The organism is Rhodococcus sp. WB9, assembly GCF_007558985.1.
Lineage (GTDB): Bacteria > Actinomycetota > Actinomycetes > Mycobacteriales > Mycobacteriaceae > Rhodococcus_F > Rhodococcus_F opacus.
Genome location: NZ_CP041769.1, coordinates 3,325,053 through 3,344,253, shown reverse-complemented (window position 1 = coordinate 3,344,253; position 19,201 = coordinate 3,325,053). Strand labels below are relative to the sequence as shown.

At 68.2% G+C, this 19,201-nt stretch carries 20 protein-coding genes; 8 read left to right on the top strand and 12 right to left on the bottom strand.

Going from position 1 to position 19,201, the window contains the following annotated elements; genetic code table 11:
- Positions 1-26: 26 nt before the first annotated feature.
- Complete coding sequence (locus tag FND50_RS15470; RefSeq protein ID WP_144286283.1) at positions 27-734, bottom strand: GntR family transcriptional regulator; 708 nt, start codon at positions 732-734, stop codon at positions 27-29.
- Positions 731-1,132, bottom strand: coding sequence for a hypothetical protein (locus tag FND50_RS15465; protein WP_144286282.1), 402 nt, complete (start codon positions 1,130-1,132; stop codon positions 731-733). Before FND50_RS15465 ends, FND50_RS15470 begins: the two co-directional genes overlap by 4 nt.
- Positions 1,133-1,259: 127 nt before the next feature.
- Between FND50_RS15465 and FND50_RS15460 the strand changes: the two genes are divergently transcribed.
- Genes FND50_RS15460 through FND50_RS15445 form a run of 4 tightly spaced genes read left to right on the top strand, consistent with a single transcriptional unit; the run spans position 1,260 to position 5,128 of the window.
- A complete protein-coding gene (locus tag FND50_RS15460) occupies positions 1,260-2,297 on the top strand; it encodes a 2-aminoethylphosphonate ABC transporter substrate-binding protein (protein ID WP_144286281.1) in 1,038 nt (345 codons plus the stop codon).
- Between the two features lie 2 nt (positions 2,298-2,299).
- Positions 2,300-3,469, top strand: coding sequence for an ABC transporter ATP-binding protein (locus FND50_RS15455; protein WP_144286280.1), 1,170 nt, complete (start codon positions 2,300-2,302; stop codon positions 3,467-3,469).
- A complete protein-coding gene (locus FND50_RS15450; RefSeq protein ID WP_144286279.1) occupies positions 3,466-4,368 on the top strand; it encodes a 2-aminoethylphosphonate ABC transporter permease subunit in 903 nt (300 codons plus the stop codon). Before FND50_RS15455 ends, FND50_RS15450 begins: the two co-directional genes overlap by 4 nt.
- Positions 4,343-5,128 carry an iron ABC transporter permease gene (locus tag FND50_RS15445; protein WP_144286278.1) on the top strand — a complete coding sequence of 262 codons (786 nt, stop codon included), beginning with the start codon at positions 4,343-4,345 and terminating at the stop codon, positions 5,126-5,128. Before FND50_RS15450 ends, FND50_RS15445 begins: the two co-directional genes overlap by 26 nt.
- A 60-nt stretch (positions 5,129-5,188) precedes the next feature.
- Here FND50_RS15445 and FND50_RS15440 read toward each other — a convergent pair whose 3' ends face one another.
- On the bottom strand, positions 5,189-6,811 hold the full coding sequence (locus FND50_RS15440) for an AMP-binding protein (RefSeq protein WP_144286277.1): 1,623 nt from the start codon (positions 6,809-6,811) through the stop codon (positions 5,189-5,191).
- Positions 6,812-6,920: 109 nt separating this feature from the next.
- Between FND50_RS15440 and FND50_RS15435 the strand changes: the two genes are divergently transcribed.
- Together FND50_RS15435 and FND50_RS15430 are read left to right on the top strand one after the other, a co-directional pair.
- Positions 6,921-7,796, top strand: a complete 876-nt coding sequence (locus FND50_RS15435) for a LuxR C-terminal-related transcriptional regulator (RefSeq protein ID WP_144286276.1) — start codon at positions 6,921-6,923, stop codon at positions 7,794-7,796.
- Between the two features lie 54 nt (positions 7,797-7,850).
- Positions 7,851-9,272: an APC family permease gene (locus FND50_RS15430; protein ID WP_054247398.1), complete on the top strand. Its 1,422-nt coding sequence runs from the start codon at positions 7,851-7,853 to the stop codon at positions 9,270-9,272.
- Positions 9,273-9,288: 16 nt separating this feature from the next.
- Here FND50_RS15430 and FND50_RS15425 read toward each other — a convergent pair whose 3' ends face one another.
- The 8 genes from FND50_RS15425 to dxr form a co-directional block, all read right to left on the bottom strand.
- On the bottom strand, positions 9,289-9,717 hold the full coding sequence (locus tag FND50_RS15425; protein ID WP_007296907.1) for a GyrI-like domain-containing protein: 429 nt from the start codon (positions 9,715-9,717) through the stop codon (positions 9,289-9,291).
- The gene (locus FND50_RS15420) at positions 9,714-10,196 is read right to left on the bottom strand and encodes a GyrI-like domain-containing protein (RefSeq protein ID WP_144286275.1); all 483 of its coding nucleotides are present in this window, start codon (positions 10,194-10,196) and stop codon (positions 9,714-9,716) included. The genes FND50_RS15425 and FND50_RS15420 overlap by 4 nt, the downstream gene beginning before the upstream one ends.
- A 1-nt stretch (position 10,197) precedes the next feature.
- Positions 10,198-10,503 (bottom strand): hypothetical protein, encoded by a 306-nt coding sequence (locus tag FND50_RS15415; protein ID WP_005259328.1) that lies wholly within the window; start codon positions 10,501-10,503, stop codon positions 10,198-10,200.
- 158 nt (positions 10,504-10,661) lie between these two features.
- Positions 10,662-12,476, bottom strand: coding sequence for a penicillin-binding transpeptidase domain-containing protein (locus FND50_RS15410; protein ID WP_186301290.1), 1,815 nt, complete (start codon positions 12,474-12,476; stop codon positions 10,662-10,664).
- 53 nt (positions 12,477-12,529) lie between these two features.
- Positions 12,530-13,366, bottom strand: coding sequence for a GNAT family N-acetyltransferase (locus tag FND50_RS15405; protein WP_005240559.1), 837 nt, complete (start codon positions 13,364-13,366; stop codon positions 12,530-12,532).
- A gap of 94 nt (positions 13,367-13,460) precedes the next feature.
- A complete protein-coding gene (ispG, locus tag FND50_RS15400) occupies positions 13,461-14,618 on the bottom strand; it encodes a flavodoxin-dependent (E)-4-hydroxy-3-methylbut-2-enyl-diphosphate synthase (RefSeq protein WP_144286274.1) in 1,158 nt (385 codons plus the stop codon).
- A gap of 41 nt (positions 14,619-14,659) precedes the next feature.
- Positions 14,660-15,880 (bottom strand): RIP metalloprotease, encoded by a 1,221-nt coding sequence (locus FND50_RS15395; protein ID WP_144286273.1) that lies wholly within the window; start codon positions 15,878-15,880, stop codon positions 14,660-14,662.
- Between the two features lie 6 nt (positions 15,881-15,886).
- Complete coding sequence (dxr, locus tag FND50_RS15390; protein ID WP_397493990.1) at positions 15,887-17,083, bottom strand: 1-deoxy-D-xylulose-5-phosphate reductoisomerase; 1,197 nt, start codon at positions 17,081-17,083, stop codon at positions 15,887-15,889.
- Positions 17,084-17,164: 81 nt separating this feature from the next.
- Between dxr and FND50_RS15385 the strand changes: the two genes are divergently transcribed.
- On the top strand, positions 17,165-17,434 hold the full coding sequence (locus tag FND50_RS15385; RefSeq protein WP_005259333.1) for a DUF2631 domain-containing protein: 270 nt from the start codon (positions 17,165-17,167) through the stop codon (positions 17,432-17,434).
- Between the two features lie 75 nt (positions 17,435-17,509).
- Here the strand turns inward: FND50_RS15385 and rlmN are convergent, their stop codons facing one another.
- Positions 17,510-18,619 carry a 23S rRNA (adenine(2503)-C(2))-methyltransferase RlmN gene (gene rlmN, locus FND50_RS15380; RefSeq protein ID WP_005240549.1) on the bottom strand — a complete coding sequence of 370 codons (1,110 nt, stop codon included), beginning with the start codon at positions 18,617-18,619 and terminating at the stop codon, positions 17,510-17,512.
- A gap of 114 nt (positions 18,620-18,733) precedes the next feature.
- On the opposite strand from rlmN, the gene FND50_RS15375 reads away from it, so the two are divergent.
- The gene (locus FND50_RS15375; RefSeq protein WP_144286271.1) at positions 18,734-19,147 is read left to right on the top strand and encodes a lipopolysaccharide assembly LapA domain-containing protein; all 414 of its coding nucleotides are present in this window, start codon (positions 18,734-18,736) and stop codon (positions 19,145-19,147) included.
- Positions 19,148-19,201 lie beyond the last annotated feature (54 nt).

Below are 19,201 nucleotides of genomic sequence, written 5' to 3'. Positions count from 1 at the left end.
CTCCGGACCCGTCGGGCGCGTCGACGTCACTCCCGCAGTGTGGTGAGGAAGGCGATCCGGTCGCCGCGGTAGAGGGAACGCACCCGTTCGATCGGCACGCCGTCGGTGTCGAGCGAGACGCGGTGGAGCCGCAGCATCGGCATCGCGGTGGTCGAGTCGAGCAGCGCGGCCTCCCGCGGGGAGGCCAGCACGGTCTCGATCCGCTCGGTCGCCGACGCGAACACCACGCCGGTCTCGCGGATCGCCGCGTACAGCGAGGTACCCGGATCGAATCGGCGCGCCATCGCCCCGAACCGGTCGGCGGGCAGATGGGTGCTCTCGAGCCCGATCTTCTCGTCGTCCGCGAGCAGGACGCGTTCGAGGTGGATCACCGGCGCTCCGAACGCGAGACCGAGCGCCTCGGCGAGATCCGCTTCGGCGCCGAGTTCCTCGAACGTCACCAGTTCGCGCCCGGGCACCCGGCCCTGGCTGACCGCACCCTCGGTGTAGGACCGCAACGACAGCGGTTGCACGAGCTTCGGGCCGGCGACGACGGTGCCGCGGCCGCGACGCTCGACGCGACCCTCGACCAGCAGTTCGTGGATGGCCTGCCGCACCGTCTCGCGGGACACCGTGAACCGGACGGCCAGTTCCCGCTCCGCAGGGATCGCGTCCCCCACCTCGAGCTCGGCGAGGATCGACTCGAGTTCGGTGCGGACCCGGTAGTACTTGGGGACGTTCGGCGTTTCCGTCATGGCGTGGGTATCACCGCGAGCCGCACCCTGTGCGCGACGGCGATCACGTCGTGGACGCTCGGGGCCTGCGCCCCGGGGATTTTCGCGGCGTCGTCGTAACGCCGGAGCCGGACGACGTCGGGCCAGTAGGAATGCTTGATGAACTCGGCGTCGACGGCGGCACCGCCCCGCTTTTCCAGCGTGGCCACCGATTGGTCGGACAGCGTTGCCGCGTAACAGGATTCGGTGGCCACCAGATAGCGCTTGGCCGCGACGTGCGTCCCGGCGAGCCACCCGACGCGTTCTCCGAATCGCGGCGTGAGCCAGTCACGTGCCTCGCAGACGCCGCGCAGCGACCACAGCGCCCCGGCAGTATCGATCAGCACGGACTCTCCGGACGCGCTGCCGTCGTCGTTCATGCGGCCGAGCGTACCCGAAAAATGGTCTGTACCAATTGTTCACCTGCCGTTCTCCACGCGGTGGCCCAATGGTCTAGACCAAACGGCAAGCTCCTTTTCACAGTCCCCTCATCGTTAGGAACACCCCATGCGTCTTCGTCCCCGGATCGTCGCGGCCGCACTGGCCGCGGCCCTCCTCACCCTCGGAACTGCCTGCGGCGGAACCGGCACCGCCGCCGATTCGGGCACCGACACGGTCACCGTGTACAGCGCCGACGGGTTATCCGGTTGGTACCAGTCGCGTTTCGACGCCTTCACCGCACAGACCGGAATCGCGGTGAACCTCGTCGAGGCCGGATCCGGCGAAGTCGTCTCCCGTCTCGAGAAGGAACCGTCGAACCCACAGGCCGACGTCGTCGTCACGCTGCCGCCGTTCATCCAGAAGGCCGACTCCCAGGGACTCCTCGTTCCGAGCGGTGTCGACACCTCCGCGGTTCCCGCGGCGGAGACGGACGCGGGCGGTCACTACGTTCCCGTCGTCGAGAACTACCTGTCCTTCATCGCCAACCCGGCGGCCTCACCTGCTCCCCGGACCTGGGACGACCTGCTGTCCGACCAGTTCGAGGGCAAGATCCAATACTCCAGCCCCGGCCAGGCCGGTGACGGCACCGCGGTGCTACTGCTCCTCCAGCATCTGAGGGGCAAGGAGGGCGCGCTCGACTACCTCGCGAAGCTACAGGCCAACAACGTGGGACCGTCGTCCTCGACCGGCAAGCTGCAGCCGAAGGTCAGCAACGGCGAACTGCTCGTGGCCAACGGTGACGTGCAGATGAACCTCACGTCGATCGCCGACGACGGCTCGAAATTCGAGCTCTTCTTCCCCGCTGCCGCCGACGGCACCCGCACCACCGTCGCCCTGCCGTACGTGATGGGTCTGGCGAAGGGGGCGCCCCGCAGCGAGCAAGGCAGGCAGCTGATGGAGTTCCTGCTCTCCGCGGAGTCGCAGAAGACGGTCGCCGACGAGGCGCTCGGCATGCCGGTCCGCGAGGACGTGCGCGCCGCCGCGGGCGAGAGCGCCCCGGCACGGGCACTGCAGGGGGTCCAGGTCTGGTCGCCGAACTGGAACGACGTACTCACCGAACTCGATTCGGACGTCGCCGCGTACCAGAAGGCCACCGGGAGCTGATCGTGTCGGGACTTCCAGCCAGGCGGGCACACCCGTCGCACACCACCGCGGTCTGCGGAGCCACCGACTTCTCCGCGCCGGCCATCACGTTCGACCGCGTCACCGTCGGCTACCGCCGCGGCAACGGCGTCACCCACGCCCTGATCGACTTCACCCTGCGCGTCGGCCGCGGTGAGACGGTGGCCCTGCTCGGCCCGAGCGGTTCCGGGAAGTCGACCGCGCTCGCGGCGCTCGCGGGATTCGTCCGCCCCACTTCGGGTTCCGTGCGGCTCGGATCCCGCGACGTCACCGACCTACCGCCCGCGAAACGGGGAATCGGCGTCGTCGTGCAGTCCTATGCGCTGTTCCCGCACATGCGGGTGGCCGACAACGTCGCGTTCGGCCTCCGCTGCCAACGGGTGCCACGCGCGGAGATCGGCGCGCGGGTGGCCGAGGCCCTCGACATGGTCGGCATGGCCGCCTATGGCAAACGCCTGCCCCGCGAATTGTCGGGCGGACAGCAGCAGCGGATCGCGATCGCGCGGGCCCTCGCGATCCGGCCCGCAGTCCTGCTGCTCGACGAACCACTCGCCGCGCTGGACGCGCAACTGCGCGAGAGCATGCTCGGTGAGCTCTCGCGACTGCGTGCGGCCCTGCCCGACACCGCGATGCTCTACGTCACGCACGATCAGAGCGAGGCGCTGGCGCTGGCCGACCGGATCGCCGTCATGCGGAACTCTCGGCTCGCCGACATCGACACCGCCGAGAACCTCTGGAAGCGGCCACCGAGCAGTTTCACCGCGGGACTCCTCGGCGGTGCCAACCTGCTGCCGTGCACCGTCACCCGGGTGATCGGGACGTCGGCGCTCGTGTCGATCGGCGGGGTGCCCGTCACTGCCACCGCCCCTCAACCCGACATCGGGCACGTGGAATGGGAGTCGGACCTGCCCGCGTTCCTGTGTGTCCGCCCGCATGCGGTGACGCTGACGGCGCCCGGCGCGCGGGGTTCGTTCTCGGCACGGATCGTCTCGACGGTGTGGCGGGGATCGACCACGCGGATCACGCTCGCCGTCGACGACTTCGAGGGAGTGCAGGTGGACGCGGACGTGTCCGGGCACGACCAGCGCGCTCCGGGCACCGTCATCGGCGTGCAATTCCCGTCCGACGGCAGCGTCCTGGTGCCGGCGACATGACCGCGACACTCGAGCGTTCGCCCGCGCCGGCCCCACCCCGCCCCGAGCCGGTCCGGTGGCGGGGCATCGCGTGGACGCTCCCACCCCTTCTCCTCGTGCTCGGATTCGCCGCCTACCCGATGGCCCGGGTACTCACCGAATCCCTCGACTCCGAAACCGGTTCGGGTCTGGACACCTGGTCCGGCGTCCTCGGGTCGGAACTGTTCCGCACCGCGCTGTGGCGGACGGTGCAGATCGCCGCCCTCTCCACCGTCGGCTGCCTGATCCTCGGCACGTTCCTGGCGCTCGTGCTGGCGTTCGTCCCGTTCACGGGATCGAAGGTCGTGGGACGGCTGATCGACGCGGTGCTGTCGCTGCCGTCGTTCCTGATCACGCTGGCGTTCACGTTCCTCTACGGCACGGCCGGGGCAGTGAACGCGCTGATCGCGCGGATCACCGGCGACGCCGACGGACCGCTGAACTTCCTCGGCACCCCACTCGGGGTGATCGCCGCGGAGATCACGTTCTTCACGCCGTTCGTCGTCCGCCCCCTGCTCGCCGCGTTCACCCAGATCCCCCGCGAACAACTCGACGTCGCCGCCAGTCTCGGGGCGTCGCCGCTGCGGGTACTCCGGACCGTGGTGATGCCCGAGGCATGGCCCGCACTGCTGGCGGGTGGATCGCTGGTGCTGCTGCTCACCCTCAACGAGTTCGGCATCGTCCTGTTCACGGGCGCCAAGGACGTGGTGACGCTGCCCGTCCTGATCTACACGCGCGGCATCGTCACGTTCGACCTGCCGGGCGCCGCCGTGATCGCCACCGTCCAGGTGGCGCTGTCGCTGACCCTGTACTGCACGTACCGATTCGTGTTCGCCAAGCTGACGGGAGGCAGCCGTGCTGCTGTGGACGACAAGATCTAGGGCGCTGACCCTGAGCCTGTTCGCCCTGGTGGTGACCGTCGTGTTCGCGGCACCGATCGTCACCGTGATTGCTGCCGCGCTGGCCGGATCCTGGACGGGCCCACTGCCCTCGAACCTCGGCGTCCGGAACTTCGCGGCGGCGCTGTCCGACGAGAATCTCGCCAGCCTCACCGTCAGCCTGCAGACGGCGTTCGTCGCGGGCGCACTGGCGCTGGCGGCCGGGACGTGGGCGGCACTCGCTGCGCGGGAGGCGCCGACGTGGTTGCGCCGCACCACCGACGCCGTCTTTCACCTGCCGATCGCGATCCCGTCCGTGGCGATCGGTCTGGGCCTGCTGATCACGTTCAACTCGCGACCGCTCCTGCTCGGCGGAACCAAGTGGATCGTGATCCTGGCACACACGATCCTCGTGCTGGCCTTCACGTTCAGTGCCGTGTCGGCGGCACTGGACCGGCTCGATCCGGCCTACCGGCAGGCGGCCGAATCCCTCGGCGCCGGTCCCACCCGCGTCCTGCTGCGGATCACACTGCCGCTCCTGCTTCCAGCGCTCGGCGCCGCCGCGGGCCTGTCGATCGCGCTGTCGATGGGCGAACTGGGCGCCACCGTGATGGTGTACCCGGCAACATGGAAGACGTTGCCGGTGAGCATCTTCGGGCTCACCGACCGCGGTCAGGTGTTCCTCGCCGCCGCCGACACCACCCTGCTGCTGGCGGTCACCCTCCTCACCCTGCTGGTCGTCGGCCGCCTCCGCAGGCGCTGACGCACCCGTGCGCCTTTCTGGTAGCTGGAGCTACCGGAAAGGCGCACGGGCCCGGAGGGCCTACTTCTGGCGGAGCAGGTAGCGCTGCACCTTGCCGCTGGGGGTCTTCGGCAGGTTGGGGACGAAGTGCACGGTGCGCGGGTAGGCGTGCGCCGCGAACTTCTTCTTCACCAGCGTCTGCAGCTCGACCTCCAGTTCGTCGGTCCCGTCGACGCCGTCGCGCAGGACCACGAACGCCTCGAGCACCTCACCCCGCAACTCGTCGGGCATCCCGACGACCGCAGCCTCGACGACCTCGTCGTGCATCACGAGCACACTCTCGACATCGAAGGGCCCGATCCGGTAGCCGGCCATGATGATCACGTCGTCGTCGCGCGCGGAGAAGAAGTAGAAGCCGTCCTCGTCGGTCTGCCCGGCATCGCCCGTGAGGTACCAGCGACCGTCGGCGGTGAACCGCTGCGCGGTCTTCTCCGGGGCGTCGACGTAGCCGGTGAACCACATCAGCGGGCTGCCCAGGGTGTCGATCGCCACCCGACCGGGGGTCCGCGGCGGTGCGATCGCGTCGGAGTCGTCCTCGAGCACGGCGCACGCCCACCCCGGCAGTGGTTTGCCCATGGACCCGTCGCGCACCTCTTCCCGCAGTCCGTCGGCCCAGGAGTTGGCGATGAACATGCCGTGCTCGGTCTGGCCGTAGTGGTCGCGCACGAACACGTTCAGGTTGGCCTCGGCCCACGAGATCACGTCGGGAGTGAGCGGTTCACCCGCCGACGACGCGCGTCGCAGTGTCACCGTCTCGGGGATCGGCGTGGGGTCGGCCCGCAGGCTGCGGTAGACCGTCGGCGCGGCGGCGAAGTTGGTGACGCCGAAGCGTTCCATCACCTGCCAGGTGAGGGGCGCGGAGAATCCGGCGTGCAGCAGGATGCTGCGGGTGCCCGCGGCGAGGGGTCCGAGCAGGGCGTAGTAGAGGCCGTAGGCCCAGCCGGGGTCGGCGGCGTTCCAGAACACGTCGTCCTTGCGGACGTCGAGGCCGAACTCCTGGTAGGCGTGGAAGGACGCCAGGGCCCGCAGCCGCACCGGCACCCCCTTCGGCGTGCCGGTTGTGCCGCTGGTGAACAACTGGACGAGGGGTCCGTCGCCGCCGACCGTGACGGCCGCACCCTTCGCATCCGCGGCGTCGTGCGACTCCACGAGCGTCGCGAAGTCGAGCGCGTCGGCGCCGGCCCCGCCCACGACGACGACCTGCCAGGACGCGTCCGCGGGGATGTCCTCCCCGGGAGTCAGCTTGTCCAGCTGGTTGGCGTCGGAGACCACGACCTTCGCCCCGCTCGCACCCAGCCGGAACGCGATCGCGGGCGGCGCGAACGCGGTGAACAGGGGAACGTGGACGGCACCCCGCCGCCAGATGCCGAGCAGCGCGACGACCAGTTCGGCCGACTTGCCCATCAGCGTCGCGACGTGGTCACCCGGCTCGACGCCGAGGTCCGCGAGTGCGGCGGCGAATCGCGTCGACTGCTCGCGCAGGTAGCCGTAGGTGAGGTCCGTCGACGACAGATCCGATTCGACGACGGTGAATGCCACGTCGTCGGCGGGGTGTCGATCACACAGCAGTTCCGCGGCGGACGCCGTCGGCGTGTCGTACAGGTCCAGCAGCTCACGCACGCGTGCGGTGGGATCGGTGGTCATGCGGTACTCCTTGTGCTCTCATGGCCCGTGACAGATGGTCGGGCCGTCGCCCGAACTCACTACGGTTATGATCTAGCTCACAGACCGCTGTGACTACCCCCGGAAAGGGGTGACCGACTTGGTTGCTCGTGCACCGTCGCTGCTGCGCCCTCGGGACGGGGACGCACTTCGGGGTGAGCTGCGCTCCATCGCAGCTCACGGCCTCGCGCCGGTCCTGTTCGGCGGCGAGGTCCAGGACGGCACACTGCACCTCAGCGAGTTCGTCGGCACGCGCACCAACAACCTCAAGGGCCTCGCGATCCCCTCGCGTTCCGGTCTCGGTGGCCGCGTGGTCGCCCAGCGCACACCGGTGGCGGTCAACGACTACGGCCGCTCCTCGACCATTACCCACCACTACGACCGGCCCGTCCTCAGTGAGGGACTCCGGTCCATCCTCGCGGTGCCGGTCATGGTGCGGGGCAGCTCGCGCGCCGTGCTCTACGCCGCCATCCGCGACTGCGCACCGATCGGCGACCGCACCGCCGACATCGTCGTCGCGGCATCCCGGCGCCTCGGCACCGAGATCGCCATCCGGGACGAGGTCGATCGCCGCCTCGAGATGATGAAGACGCTCGACGTGGGCGGTGCCGGCGGCGCCACCACCGAGGAGCTCCGCGACATCCACGCGGAGCTGCGGAGTGTGGCGCAGACCGTCGCCGACACGTCGTTGCAGGCCCGTCTCCGCGGGCTGTCGCAGCGACTGGCGGGCATTCTGTGTCCGGACGCCGACGGCGGCGACGAGGACCCCGGCGTCCACCTCACTCCACGTGAGATCGACGTCCTGTCCCACGTGGCCCTGGGATGCACCAACAGCGAAGCAGCACAGCGCCTCTCGGTGGGACCCGAGACGGTCAAGAGTTACCTGCGCAGTGCCATGAGCAAGCTCGACGCACGGTCGCGGCACGAGGCGGTGGTCACCGCGCGCAGGCTCGGGCTGCTCCCCTAGCGAACACAGTCTTCTCGAACGAGGGACGCAGGCGGTAGCGAAAGGCGGTGGATCATGGGATCGACAGCGGACGCCACGAGTTCGAATGCACCAGATTCGAATTCGCCCGAACAGCCGAGCCTCAAGCGGGTGATGGGCCCGGGGCTGCTCCTGCTGTTCATCGTCGGAGACATCCTCGGCACCGGTATCTACGCGCTCACCGGAAAGGTGGCCAATCAGGTCGGGGGCGCGGTGTGGCTGCCGTTCCTGGTGGCGTTCGTCGTCGCGATCATCACCGCATTCAGCTATCTGGAGCTGGTCACCAAGTTCCCGAAGGCCGCGGGCGCCGCGCTGTACACGCACAAGGCGTTCGGGGTGCACTTCCTCACGTACATGGTGGCGTTCGCGGTGATGTGCTCGGGAATCACGTCCGCATCGACGGCGTCGCGGGCGTTCGCCGCCAATTTCGTGGAGGCGTTCGACCTCGACTTCTCCACCGGGATCGGCATCACCCTGCTCGGTCTCGGCTTCATGACGCTGGTGGGTCTCGTCAACTTCCGCGGGGTCAGCGAGAGCGTCAAGACCAACGTCGTACTCACCTGCGTCGAGCTGTCCGGTCTCCTGATCATCATCATGATCGGGCTGTGGGCCCTCGGCGTCGGCGACGGCGACTTCTCCCGGGTGGCCACGTTCGACACCGGCGACCGATCCGCACTCGGCGCGGTCGTCGCGGGAACCGCCCTGGCGTTCTTCGCGATGGTCGGGTTCGAGGACTCGGTCAACATGGCCGAGGAATGCAAGGAACCGAGCCGCATCTTCCCCAAGGTCCTACTGACCGGCCTGATCATCACCGGCTGCATCTATGTGTTCGTGTCGATCACCGCGATCGCCCTCGTACCCGTGAGCGAGCTCGGCGAGGGTGACACTCCGCTGCTGAAGGTCGTTCAGGCCGGAGCGCCCGGGTTCCCGATCGGAATCTTCGCGTTCATCACCATGTTCGCCGTCGCCAACACGGCACTGATCAACATGCTGATGGCGAGCCGGTTGCTGTACGGCATGAGCCGCGAGGGCGTACTGCCTCCCCCGCTCGGCAAGGTTCACGCCACGCGGCGCACACCGTACGTTGCCATCGTCTTCACCACGATCCTCGCGTTCGGCCTCATCACGTTCGTCGGTGAGGTCCCCGAACTCGGCGGCACCACCGCGCTGCTGCTGCTGGGCGTGTTCACGATCGTCAACATCACCGTGCTCGTCTTGCGCAAACAGCCGGTGGAGCACAAGCATTTCCGGGTGCCGACCATCTTTCCGATCATCGGCGCCCTCACGTGTGGCTTCCTCGTCACTCCTTTCGCCGACCGTCCCGCGGTGCAGTACCAGATCGCGGGCGTTCTCCTCGGAATCGGTGTCGTGCTGTGGGCCGGGACCGTCCTCGTGAACAAGAGGCTCGGCAAGGGCGGGCCCCGGATCGACCCCGAGAAACTCGCCGAGCACGAGTGACCCGCCCGGTTGCCGCTCAGTGCAGTGAGAGGAACAGATCGACCGACCCGTCCGGATGATGCACCTCGAGGTCCTCGGTGAAAGCACGTTCAATCCGGCCGCGCGCCGCCGCGTAGTCGGCGACGCTCCACGTCTCGGCGAGCGCATCCGGTTCCGATTCGTCCTCGCAACAGAATCGGGCGAAGTAGCCGGCACGTACGCCGACCAGGACGTCGCCGGGCTCCATCTTGTCGGGCGAATCGCACGGATATCCGACGACCACCGTGAACGTGCGCGGCGGCGGAGACGCCGCGTAGATGACGAAGATCTCGGAGATCCCCCGATCCCTGATCCGTTCCACCGTGTAGTCGACGAGTTCCCGGCCCGGCCCGGGACGCCCGGGTTTGCCTTCGGGAATGGTCAGGCCCACAAACGTTTCGGCCTGCCGCTTGACGATCTCGATCATCGCTTCTCACCCGTCGCACTCGACGGCGCCCCGGACTCGTCCACGCGGATCGGAATGTACAGGTCCACGGCGTAGGCGTGGGGATACGCTTCGAGGTCACCGGTGTACGTCCGCTCGATGTCGCCGTTCGTCTCCGCCTCGCTGACCTGCGCCCACAGCCGCAGCATCACGTCGGGAAACATTCCCCGCGAGGAGAACTTGGCGTACGTGCCGGGCGGGATCCGCGAAATGACGTGACCCCGCGTGGCGTCGTCCACCGTCGCACACTCGTACCCGACGATCTGGGTGTAATACGACTCGACGTCGGGAGCGAAGTCGATGTAGGTGGAGGCGAGCGGCCCCCCGACCTCGTGGTGGAGCACTCTCGTCCATGCGCGGTCCAGGCGAGGGTCGCTCAGCTTCCCCAACGCGCGCTGGGGGCTTCGCACGGGCAGACCGGCCACCAGGGTCTCGCCGCGCTCGATGATCTCGAAGCCCATGTCAGATCGCATCCTCGAGAACATGTGCGTCGCGAACGCCGACGCAGGGCACCCCTCGAGCCCGCGCCAGCTGCATCGCCATCGCATCGGACGGCGAGCAGAGTCCGTCCAGGACGTCCTCGGTCACGATCGCGCAGACGACGTCACCCTCGCAATCACTGATCGATTCGATTCCGCGGTCGGAAGCCCACTGCCGCAACGCAACCCACCGCGTCAGCTCGGTGCCGGCGCCCGGGCGCCCGACGAACAACACCCTCCGGGTACCGTTCGCTGTCTCCAGGCCGTTCACTTCTGCACTGATGGTCATGGTCCGACTTCCTGTCCACGTTGGCTTTTCGATCCCGACTGTGCGGGTTCTTCCGTCTGCAACCAACTATGGACCGCACCGGCGGCAGCGTCTGTCCACCGATCAGCCCCTGACCAGGATGAATTCCGCGTCCCCCGATCGGTGGACAGCGGCCGGCGTCAGTACCCCTCGGGCAGCGCGGCGAACATGTCGCGGGTGACGGCGACGGCGTTGTCGGAACTGCCGCCGCGCACCACCAGCGTCGCGAACGCGAGGTCGCCGCGGTAGCCGACGAACCAGGCGTGCGAACCGCCCTCGACCTCGGCCTCACCCGTCTTGCCGTACACCTCGCCCTGGTCTTCGATCCGCTCCGCGGTACCGCTCGTCACCACGAGACGCATCATTCCGCGCAGCCCGTCGACCATCTCCGGGCTGATCTGCGGATGCTCGCCGTCGATCGTGGTTTCCCGTCCGGCGATCAACCGCGGCACGGGCGTCGAACCGTGTGCGATGGTCGCGGCGGCCAACGCCATCCCGAACGGGCTCACCACCACCTTGCCCTGACCGAATCCGTCCTCGGTTCGCTGCACCAGATCCTCGGCCGGCGGCACCGAACCCGAGTCGGTCGGCAGGCCCACCACTTCGTAGTCGGGGCCGATTCCGTACTGCGACGCAGCGACCGTCAATGCGTCGGGACGCATCTCGCTGGCAAGTTTCGCGAACGACGTATTGCAGGAGCGGGCGAACGCCGTGGCCATCGGCACGGTGCCGAGCGCGAATTCGTTGTAGTTCGGAACGCTGCGCTCACCGATCTCGATGCGTCCCGGACACGGCACCATCGTGTCGGGTGTCGCGATCCCCGACGAGATCGCGGCGCCCGCGGTGATGATCTTGAACGTCGAACCGGGCGGATACAGGCCGGTGAGCGCGACCGGACCGTCCCTGTCCGCGGCCTTGTTCTGCGCGACGGCCAGGACGTCGCCGGTCGACGGCTGGATGACGACCATCATCGTCTGGTCGGTGCGAGCATTGACGGCGTTCTGCGCAGCGATCTGGATGGGACGGTCGAGGCTGATCGAGAACGACGGGGAAGTCTGCGGCGACGTCTCGGTGAGCACGTCCGTGTCCACACCGTTCTGGTTCACCGTCACCACACTCCAGCCGGCCTTGCCGTCGACCTCGTCGATCACGGTCTTCTTCACCTGACCGACCAGATCGGGTGCGAAGTTCCGGTCGGTGGCCACGAGATCCGCCTCGTCGGACACGCTCACACCGGGAATGGCGCCGAGCACGCCGGCGACCTGTTCGTAGTCGTCCGACCGCAGCCTCGTGACGAGGTAGTCGCCCTTGACCGCCGTCGCCGATTCGGCGATCGACTGCGCGGTGAGCGTGTTGTCGAACGTGGCGAGCGCCGATGCGAGGGACTGGGCGCTGCCGATCACGTTGCCCGACTGCGCCACATCGAACTTCACGCGGTACACCACGCCGGGGACGAGGACGTCCGACCCCGAATGCTCGTTGACCCGCGCCCGCGGGGCGGCCGTGGAACGCAGCGACATCGTCTGCCGGTCCCCCAGCCGGGGATGGACGTTGGTGGAACTCCAGCGCACGGCCCAGTCGCCGCCGCGCCGCCCCATCTGAAGTTCACCCGAATACGTCCACACCCGGTCCTTCGGCAGATGCCACTCGTACGTGTACCCGACGGTGGCCGTGTCACCGCTGACGTGAACGTCCGTCGTCCGGGCGTCGAGAGACTCGGCCTGCAGCGACGTCCACGCGGACTCGAGGGCCTGGCGGGCGACGTCGGGACGATCCGACAGATCGGCGGCCTGCTCCGAATCCTGCTCGGCGAAGGCCGTCAGAAACGCCTGCGCGGCCGGTTCCGGACCGTCCGGTCTCGGCGTGCACGCCGTGAGACCCACCGTCAGCACAGCGGCGCCGCACAGGGCGATCGACTGGACGACGCGTAAGTGAGAATATGGCCGCAGGTTCATCGCCGCCCATGCTATGTCGGCGGACACCGCCGACCCGGTAAGCGGACAGCGAGTCAGTCCAGAAGAATTGTGGCGAACGTCGCGACCTGGCTGAAGCCGATGCGCGCGTACGCGCTGCGGGCCACCGTGTTGAAACTGTTGACGTAGAGGCTGGCGATGCGGCCCTCCGCGATGACGGCCTCCGCGACCGTCGCGGTACCCGCCGCCCCGAACCCGTGCCCGCGATACATCGGATGCACCCACACACCCTGGATCTGCCCCACCCGCGAGGACACCGAGCCGACCTCGGCCTTGAACACCACCTGACCGTCGTCGAATCTGGCCCACGCCCGGCCTGCGGCGATGAGATTGGCGACGCGGCGCCGGTACCCTCGTCCTCCGTCGTTGGCGCGGGGATCGATGCCGACCTCTTCGATGAACATCGCGACCGCGGCAGGCAGGTACTGCTCGAGTTCGTGCATCCGCACCTGCCGGACCAGGGGGTCCGGGCGGCACTGCGGAGTACTCGCCAGCGCCAGTAGCGGCTGGTCGGGCCGGACCTCGCGGGCAGGCCCCCAATCCATCTCGAGCATCTCCCACAGCGGCAGCGTCAGTTCGGCCCGGCCGACCAGCGACGAACACATGCGCGGGGTGCGACAGGCGCGGTCGGCGAACGCCCGCATGTCGTCGATGCTGCCGCGCAGCGGCACGAAATTCGCGCCCGAGAAGCACAACGACTCGAGCGGCCCGCCCCGACTCCACAACTCTCCGTGGATCATCCGGGGATCGATGCCGCCCTCTTCTACGCGAGCGGCAACCATGCAGGCGGCGACAGGATCGGCGTCGAGAACGCGGAGCACGTGTGCTGCGTCCCGACTGCTCAACTGTTTGGCACCGAGGAGCTTGAGCATCTACCCAACCTTGTCAGCTAGTGGACCTGCCCACCAGATTGCCATGAACTCGCCGGAAACGGGAGACGTTTCGTTGCCCGCTGCCTGCGCCGACTCAGCTGACCGTCACGACGGGTGATCCGGACGTCGCATCACCCTCCATCTCCTCGGCGATCCGCATGGCTTCCTCGATGAGGGTTTCGACGATCTGCGCCTCCGGCACGGTCTTGATGACCTTGCCCTTGACGAAGATCTGCCCCTTGCCGTTGCCGGACGCGACACCCAGGTCGGCCTCGCGGGCCTCACCGGGACCGTTGACGACGCACCCCATGACGGCGACGCGCAGCGGGATCTCCATGCCCTCGAGACCGGCGGTGACCTCGTCGGCGAGCGTGTACACGTCTACCTGGGCGCGCCCGCACGACGGGCAGGACACGATCTCGAGCTTCCGGGGTCGCAGGTTCAGCGACTGCAGGATCTGCGTGCCGACCTTGATCTCCTCGGCGGGCGGGGCGGACAGCGACACCCGGATGGTGTCGCCGATGCCGTCCGCCAGCAGCGCACCGAACGCCACCGCCGACTTGATCGTGCCCTGGAACGCCGGACCGGCCTCGGTCACCCCGAGGTGCAGCGGGTAGTTGCACTGCGCCGCCAGCTGCCGGTAGGCCTCGACCATGACCACTGGGTCGTTGTGTTTCACCGAGATCTTGATGTCGCCGAACCCGTGTTCCTCGAACAGTCCCGCCTCCCACAGCGCGGACTCGACGAGCGCCTCCGGCGTGGCCTTGCCGTACTTCTGCATCAGCCGCGGGTCGAGGGAACCGGCGTTGACGCCGATGCGGATCGGGATGCCTGCGTCGCCCGCGGCCTTCGCGACCTCCTTGACGCGTCCGTCGAACTCCTTGATGTTGCCGGGGTTCACACGGACGGCCGCGCAGCCGGCCTCGATGGCGGCGAAGATGTACCGGGGCTGGAAATGGATGTCGGCGATGACCGGGATCTGACTCTTCTTCGCGATGGTCGCGAGCGCGTCGGCGTCCTCCTGCCGCGGGCAGGCGACACGGACGATGTCGCAGCCCGACGCCGTGAGTTCGGCGATCTGCTGCAGGGTGGCGTTGACGTCGTGGGTCTTGGTGGTGCACATCGACTGCACGGATACCGGGAAGTCGCTGCCGACTCCGACAGTTCCGACCTGGAGCTGGCGAGTCTTGCGGCGGGGTGCGAGAACGGCGGCCGGGCCTTCGGGCATACCCAATCCGACAGGGCTGGTCACGTGGGTGCCTTCTTTCGTAGCTTCAAGTCCGAGTTTAGCGATCACTGGAAGAGCTTGATCGGGTTGACGATGTCGGCGGTCAGGGTGAGGAGCATGTATGCGCCGCCTATGACGATCACCACATAGGTGACGGGCAGAAGTTTCATGTAGTCGACGGGCCCCCCGCTGGGAAGGCCGCGCCTGCTGCGGAACCAGTCCCGGACCCGCTCGTACACGGTGACCGCCATGTGCCCGCCGTCGAGCGGCAGCAGCGGCAGGAGGTTGAACATCCCGAGGAAGAAATTCAGGCTCGCGAGCAGCAGCACGAACGCTTCCCAGATGCCCTGTTCGGCGATCTGACCGCCGATGACGCTGGCGCCGTACACGGAGATCGGGGTCTCCGGGTCGCGTTCGCCGCCCGTCACCGCGTGCCACAGGTCGACGGCCTTGCTCGGCATCTGCACCAGCCGCTCGGCGGTCATCACGAACATGTCGCCGGTGAAGTCGAACGAGGCGGGCACCGCCGAGAGGGCCGAGTGCTCGACGACGCTCGGGGTCGCGCCGATGCCGATCGCGCCGACCGTCGCCTCGTGAGGTTCGCTCTCCCCCTCCTCCTGCACCCAGCGCTGCACCTGCTGGACCGGGACGACGATCGTGTGCTCTTCGCCGTCCCGCTCGATGGTGAAGTCCACCGGACCGGACAGCGAACGCGTGGCGGCGGCGACGTCGGCGAACGAGGGCGTGTCCTTGCCGTCGACCGCGGTGATGACGTCGCCGGTCCTGATGCCCGCCTGCTCGGCGGGGCCCGGTCCGGTGCACTCGGACAGGGCGTAGTCGGGGCCGGGACCCTGGGTCGGCGCCGCGCACCCGACCGAGCCGACGACCGCGTCGGTGGACCGGTTGAGGTCGGGCAGCCCCCACCCGACGGCGAGGACGTAGACCAGCACGAGCCCGAGGACGAAGTTCATGCCGATGCCGCCGGACATCACCGCGAGGCGCTTCCAGGTCGGCTTCTTGTACATGGCCCGGTCTTCTTCGTCCGGTTCGAGTTCGTCCAGCGCCGTCATCCCGGCGATGTCGCAGAACCCGCCGAGCGGGAGCGCCTTGAGCCCGTACTCGGTCTCACCGCGGCGGAAGGAGAAGATCTTGGGTCCGAACCCGATGAAGTACCGGCGGACCTTCATGCCGGTGGCCTGCGCCACCCACATGTGCCCCGCTTCGTGAAGTGCGATCGACAGCGCGATCCCGAGGGCGAAGAGAACAACGCCCACTGCGAACACCATGCAGTTCTAGCCTTCCTGCTTCACGAGCTGACGTGCTCGCTCACGTGCCCAGCCGTCGGCGGCCAGTACGTCTTCCACGGTAGCCGGTGGCGCTGACCACTCGTGCGCCTCGGACAGCACGGAGGCGACGGTGCGGACGATGCGCGGGAACCGGATGATCCCGTCCAAGAATGCCTGAGCCGCGACCTCGTTCGCAGCGTTGTAGACCGCGGTGAGGCATCCCCCACCCTTGCCCGCCTCGCGGGCGAGGTCGACGGCAGGGAAAACCTGCGAGTCGAGTGGCTCGAATTCCCAGGTGGACGCCGTGCTGAAGTCGCAGGCCGCGGCGGCGCCGGCCACCCGGTGCGGCCAGCCGAGCGCCAGGGCGATCGGGAGTTTCATGTCGGGTGGGCTGGCCTGCGCCAGCGTCGACCCGTCGGTGAACGTGACCATCGAGTGCACGATGGACTGCGGGTGAACGGTGACGTCGATCCGGTCGTAGTCGACGCCGAACAACAGGTGGGTCTCGATCAGTTCGAGGCCCTTGTTGACGAGTGTCGCGGAGTTCAGCGTGTTCATCGGCCCCATCGACCACGTGGGATGGGCACCGGCCTGCTCGGGTGTGACCGATTCGAGCCGATCGGCCGTCCAGCCGCGGAACGGTCCGCCCGAGGCGGTGAGAACCAGCCGATCCACTTCGTCCGCGCTGCCGCCCCGCAGGCACTGGGCCAGCGCGGAGTGCTCGGAGTCGACCGGCACGATCTGTCCCGGGGCCGCCGCTGCGGTGACGAGGGGGCCGCCGGCGACGAGCGACTCCTTGTTGGCCAGGGCGAGCCGCGCACCGGACTCGAGCGCGGCCAGGGTCGGCTCCAGTCCCAGCGAACCGACGAGCGCGTTGAGCACGACGTCCGCTTCCGTGGTCCGCACGAGTTCGGTGACGGCGTCCGGTCCGCTCAGCACGCCGGGCCGATCCAGCGATGCGGCCGCCCGCGGATCCGCGACTGCGACGGAGGACACACCCGTCTCAAGAATCTGCCGGTTCAGCAGTTCGACGCTTCCGCCGCCGGCCGCGAGTCCCACCACCGTGAACTTGTCCGGATTGGCGGCCACCACCTCCAACGCCTGGGTACCGATCGAACCTGTGCTGCCGAGCAGCAGGACGCGAGTGGGCCTGTTTTCATCCACCCACCCATTGTTCCTGATGAAATGCGGACCGCCCGCCATGGATGGCCCCGCTACTTACGACGGGCAGTCGTATGTCACGATATGTCGAGTAGCGCAACCGAATCTGCAGGAGGATCGATCGTGGCCGGTACCCAGTTGGAGCCCTCGTCCAGCGACCCCATCGTGGCCGCACACATCGACACCGCGGAGGTCCCGTCGGCGGCATGGGGCTGGAGCGGTGAGGCGCCGAAGACGTTCCGGTTCTTCGGATGGTTCTTCGCCGTCTTCCTGCTGCTCATGATCATCGGCAACCACACCGGCCTGGTCGAGGACCTGTGGCTGATCGGCTGCGCGGCCCTGATGGTCCTGATCCTCGTTCGCGACATCGTCCTGCGGCGCAAGCCCCGGTAACACGAACCACGAGCGAACCCCTCGCCCCGATCACTCAGGCGAGGGGTTTGTCGTTTCTGCCTGTTCGGCAGACGCTCAGTTCTCGGCGGCGAGCTGCCCGCAGGCGGCCGCGATCTCCTGGCCGCGGGTGTCCCGCACGGTGCAGGACACACCCTGCGCCAGCACGCGCCGGACGAATTCCTTCTCCACCGGCTTCGGGCTCGCGTCCCACTCACTGCCCGGTGTGGGGTTCAGCGGAATGAGATTCACGTGCACCAACGGTCCGAGCGCCTTGCGCAGCTTCTTGCCCAGCAGGTCGGCGCGCCACGGCTGATCGTTCACGTCCCGGATCAACGCGTACTCGATCGAGACGCGCCGGCCGGACTTGTCCGCGTAGTAGCGGGCGGCGTCGAGGACCTCCGCCACCGACCAGCGGTTGTTCACGGGCACGAGGGTGTCGCGCAGTTCGTCGTCCGGGGTGTGCAGAGACACGGCCAACGTCACGCTGAGGTCCTCGTCGGCGAGCTTGCGGATCGCGGGCGCCAGACCCACCGTCGACACCGTCACGGAGCGTTGCGACAACCCGAGACCGTCGGGGGCGGGTGACGTGATGCGACGGACGGCGGCGACTACCCGCTTGTAGTTGGCGAGCGGCTCCCCCATCCCCATGAAGACGACGTTCGACAACCGGCCCGGACCGCCGTGGACGTCACCGTCGCGCAGTGCGGCCGCGGCCGCACGCACCTGGTCGACGATCTCGGCGGTCGACAGGTTGCGTTGCAGCCCGCCCTGACCGGTCGCGCAGAACGGGCACGCCATTCCGCATCCCGCCTGACTGGAGATGCACAGCGTCGCGCGGTCGGGGTAGCGCATGAGGACGCTTTCGAGCAGCGTCCCGTCGTTCGCCTTCCAGAGCGTCTTGCGGGTGTCTCCGCCGTCGCAGGCCAGGTGCTTGACGGGGGTGAGCAGCGTCGGGAACAGGGCCGCGCCCACCTGCTCGCGCACGGCGGCGGGGAGATCGGTCATCTTTTCCGGATCCGCCTCGAGCCGCGCGTAGTACTGCCGGGCCAGCTGGTCGGCCCGGAACCCGGGCAGACCCAGCTCCTTGACGGCCTCCCGCCGCTCGGCGGAGTCGAGGTCCGCGAGATGCTTGGGCGGCATCCCACGCCGGGGCGCGGTGAAAACGAGGGGAAGCGAGACAGCCATAGTTTCTCCATTGTCCCATTGATTCGGGGGTCGTTGTCGTGCGGATGCCTGATCGACGTCGTTTCGCCGCCCGATGCGCATGCGGAACCCGCCGAGGTGGGTGAAGATCAACTTATGTCGACAACACCGGACGACCCCTCGAACTTCCCTCCGGACGTTCCGGCACACCGTGGTCCGAGCACCGGTCCGGTGCCCACCGACCCGCCGCACTCCGACACGACACCGGCCGGCGCCGAGCATCCCGACGTCGCACGCCGCAAGGGCATCAAGCACACCCGGGTGGGCGCCACGTGGACCGGTCTGGTGATCGGAATCGTCGTTCTGGTAGTGCTTCTCGTGTTCATCCTGCAGAACCTCGACAGCGTGACCCTCGAAATGTTCGCCTGGGAATTCACCCTCCCGCTGGGCGTCACACTGTTGTTCGCGGCGATCGCAGGCGCGGTGATCATGGCCCTCGCGGGCGGGGTCCGCATCATCCAGATCCGTCGGGCAGCGAACCGGCAGCGGCGCCTGAACAGTAATTTCTAACTGAACATTAGTTACGCAAGTGGATTGCGCAGACACTGAGCGAGCAGAATTACT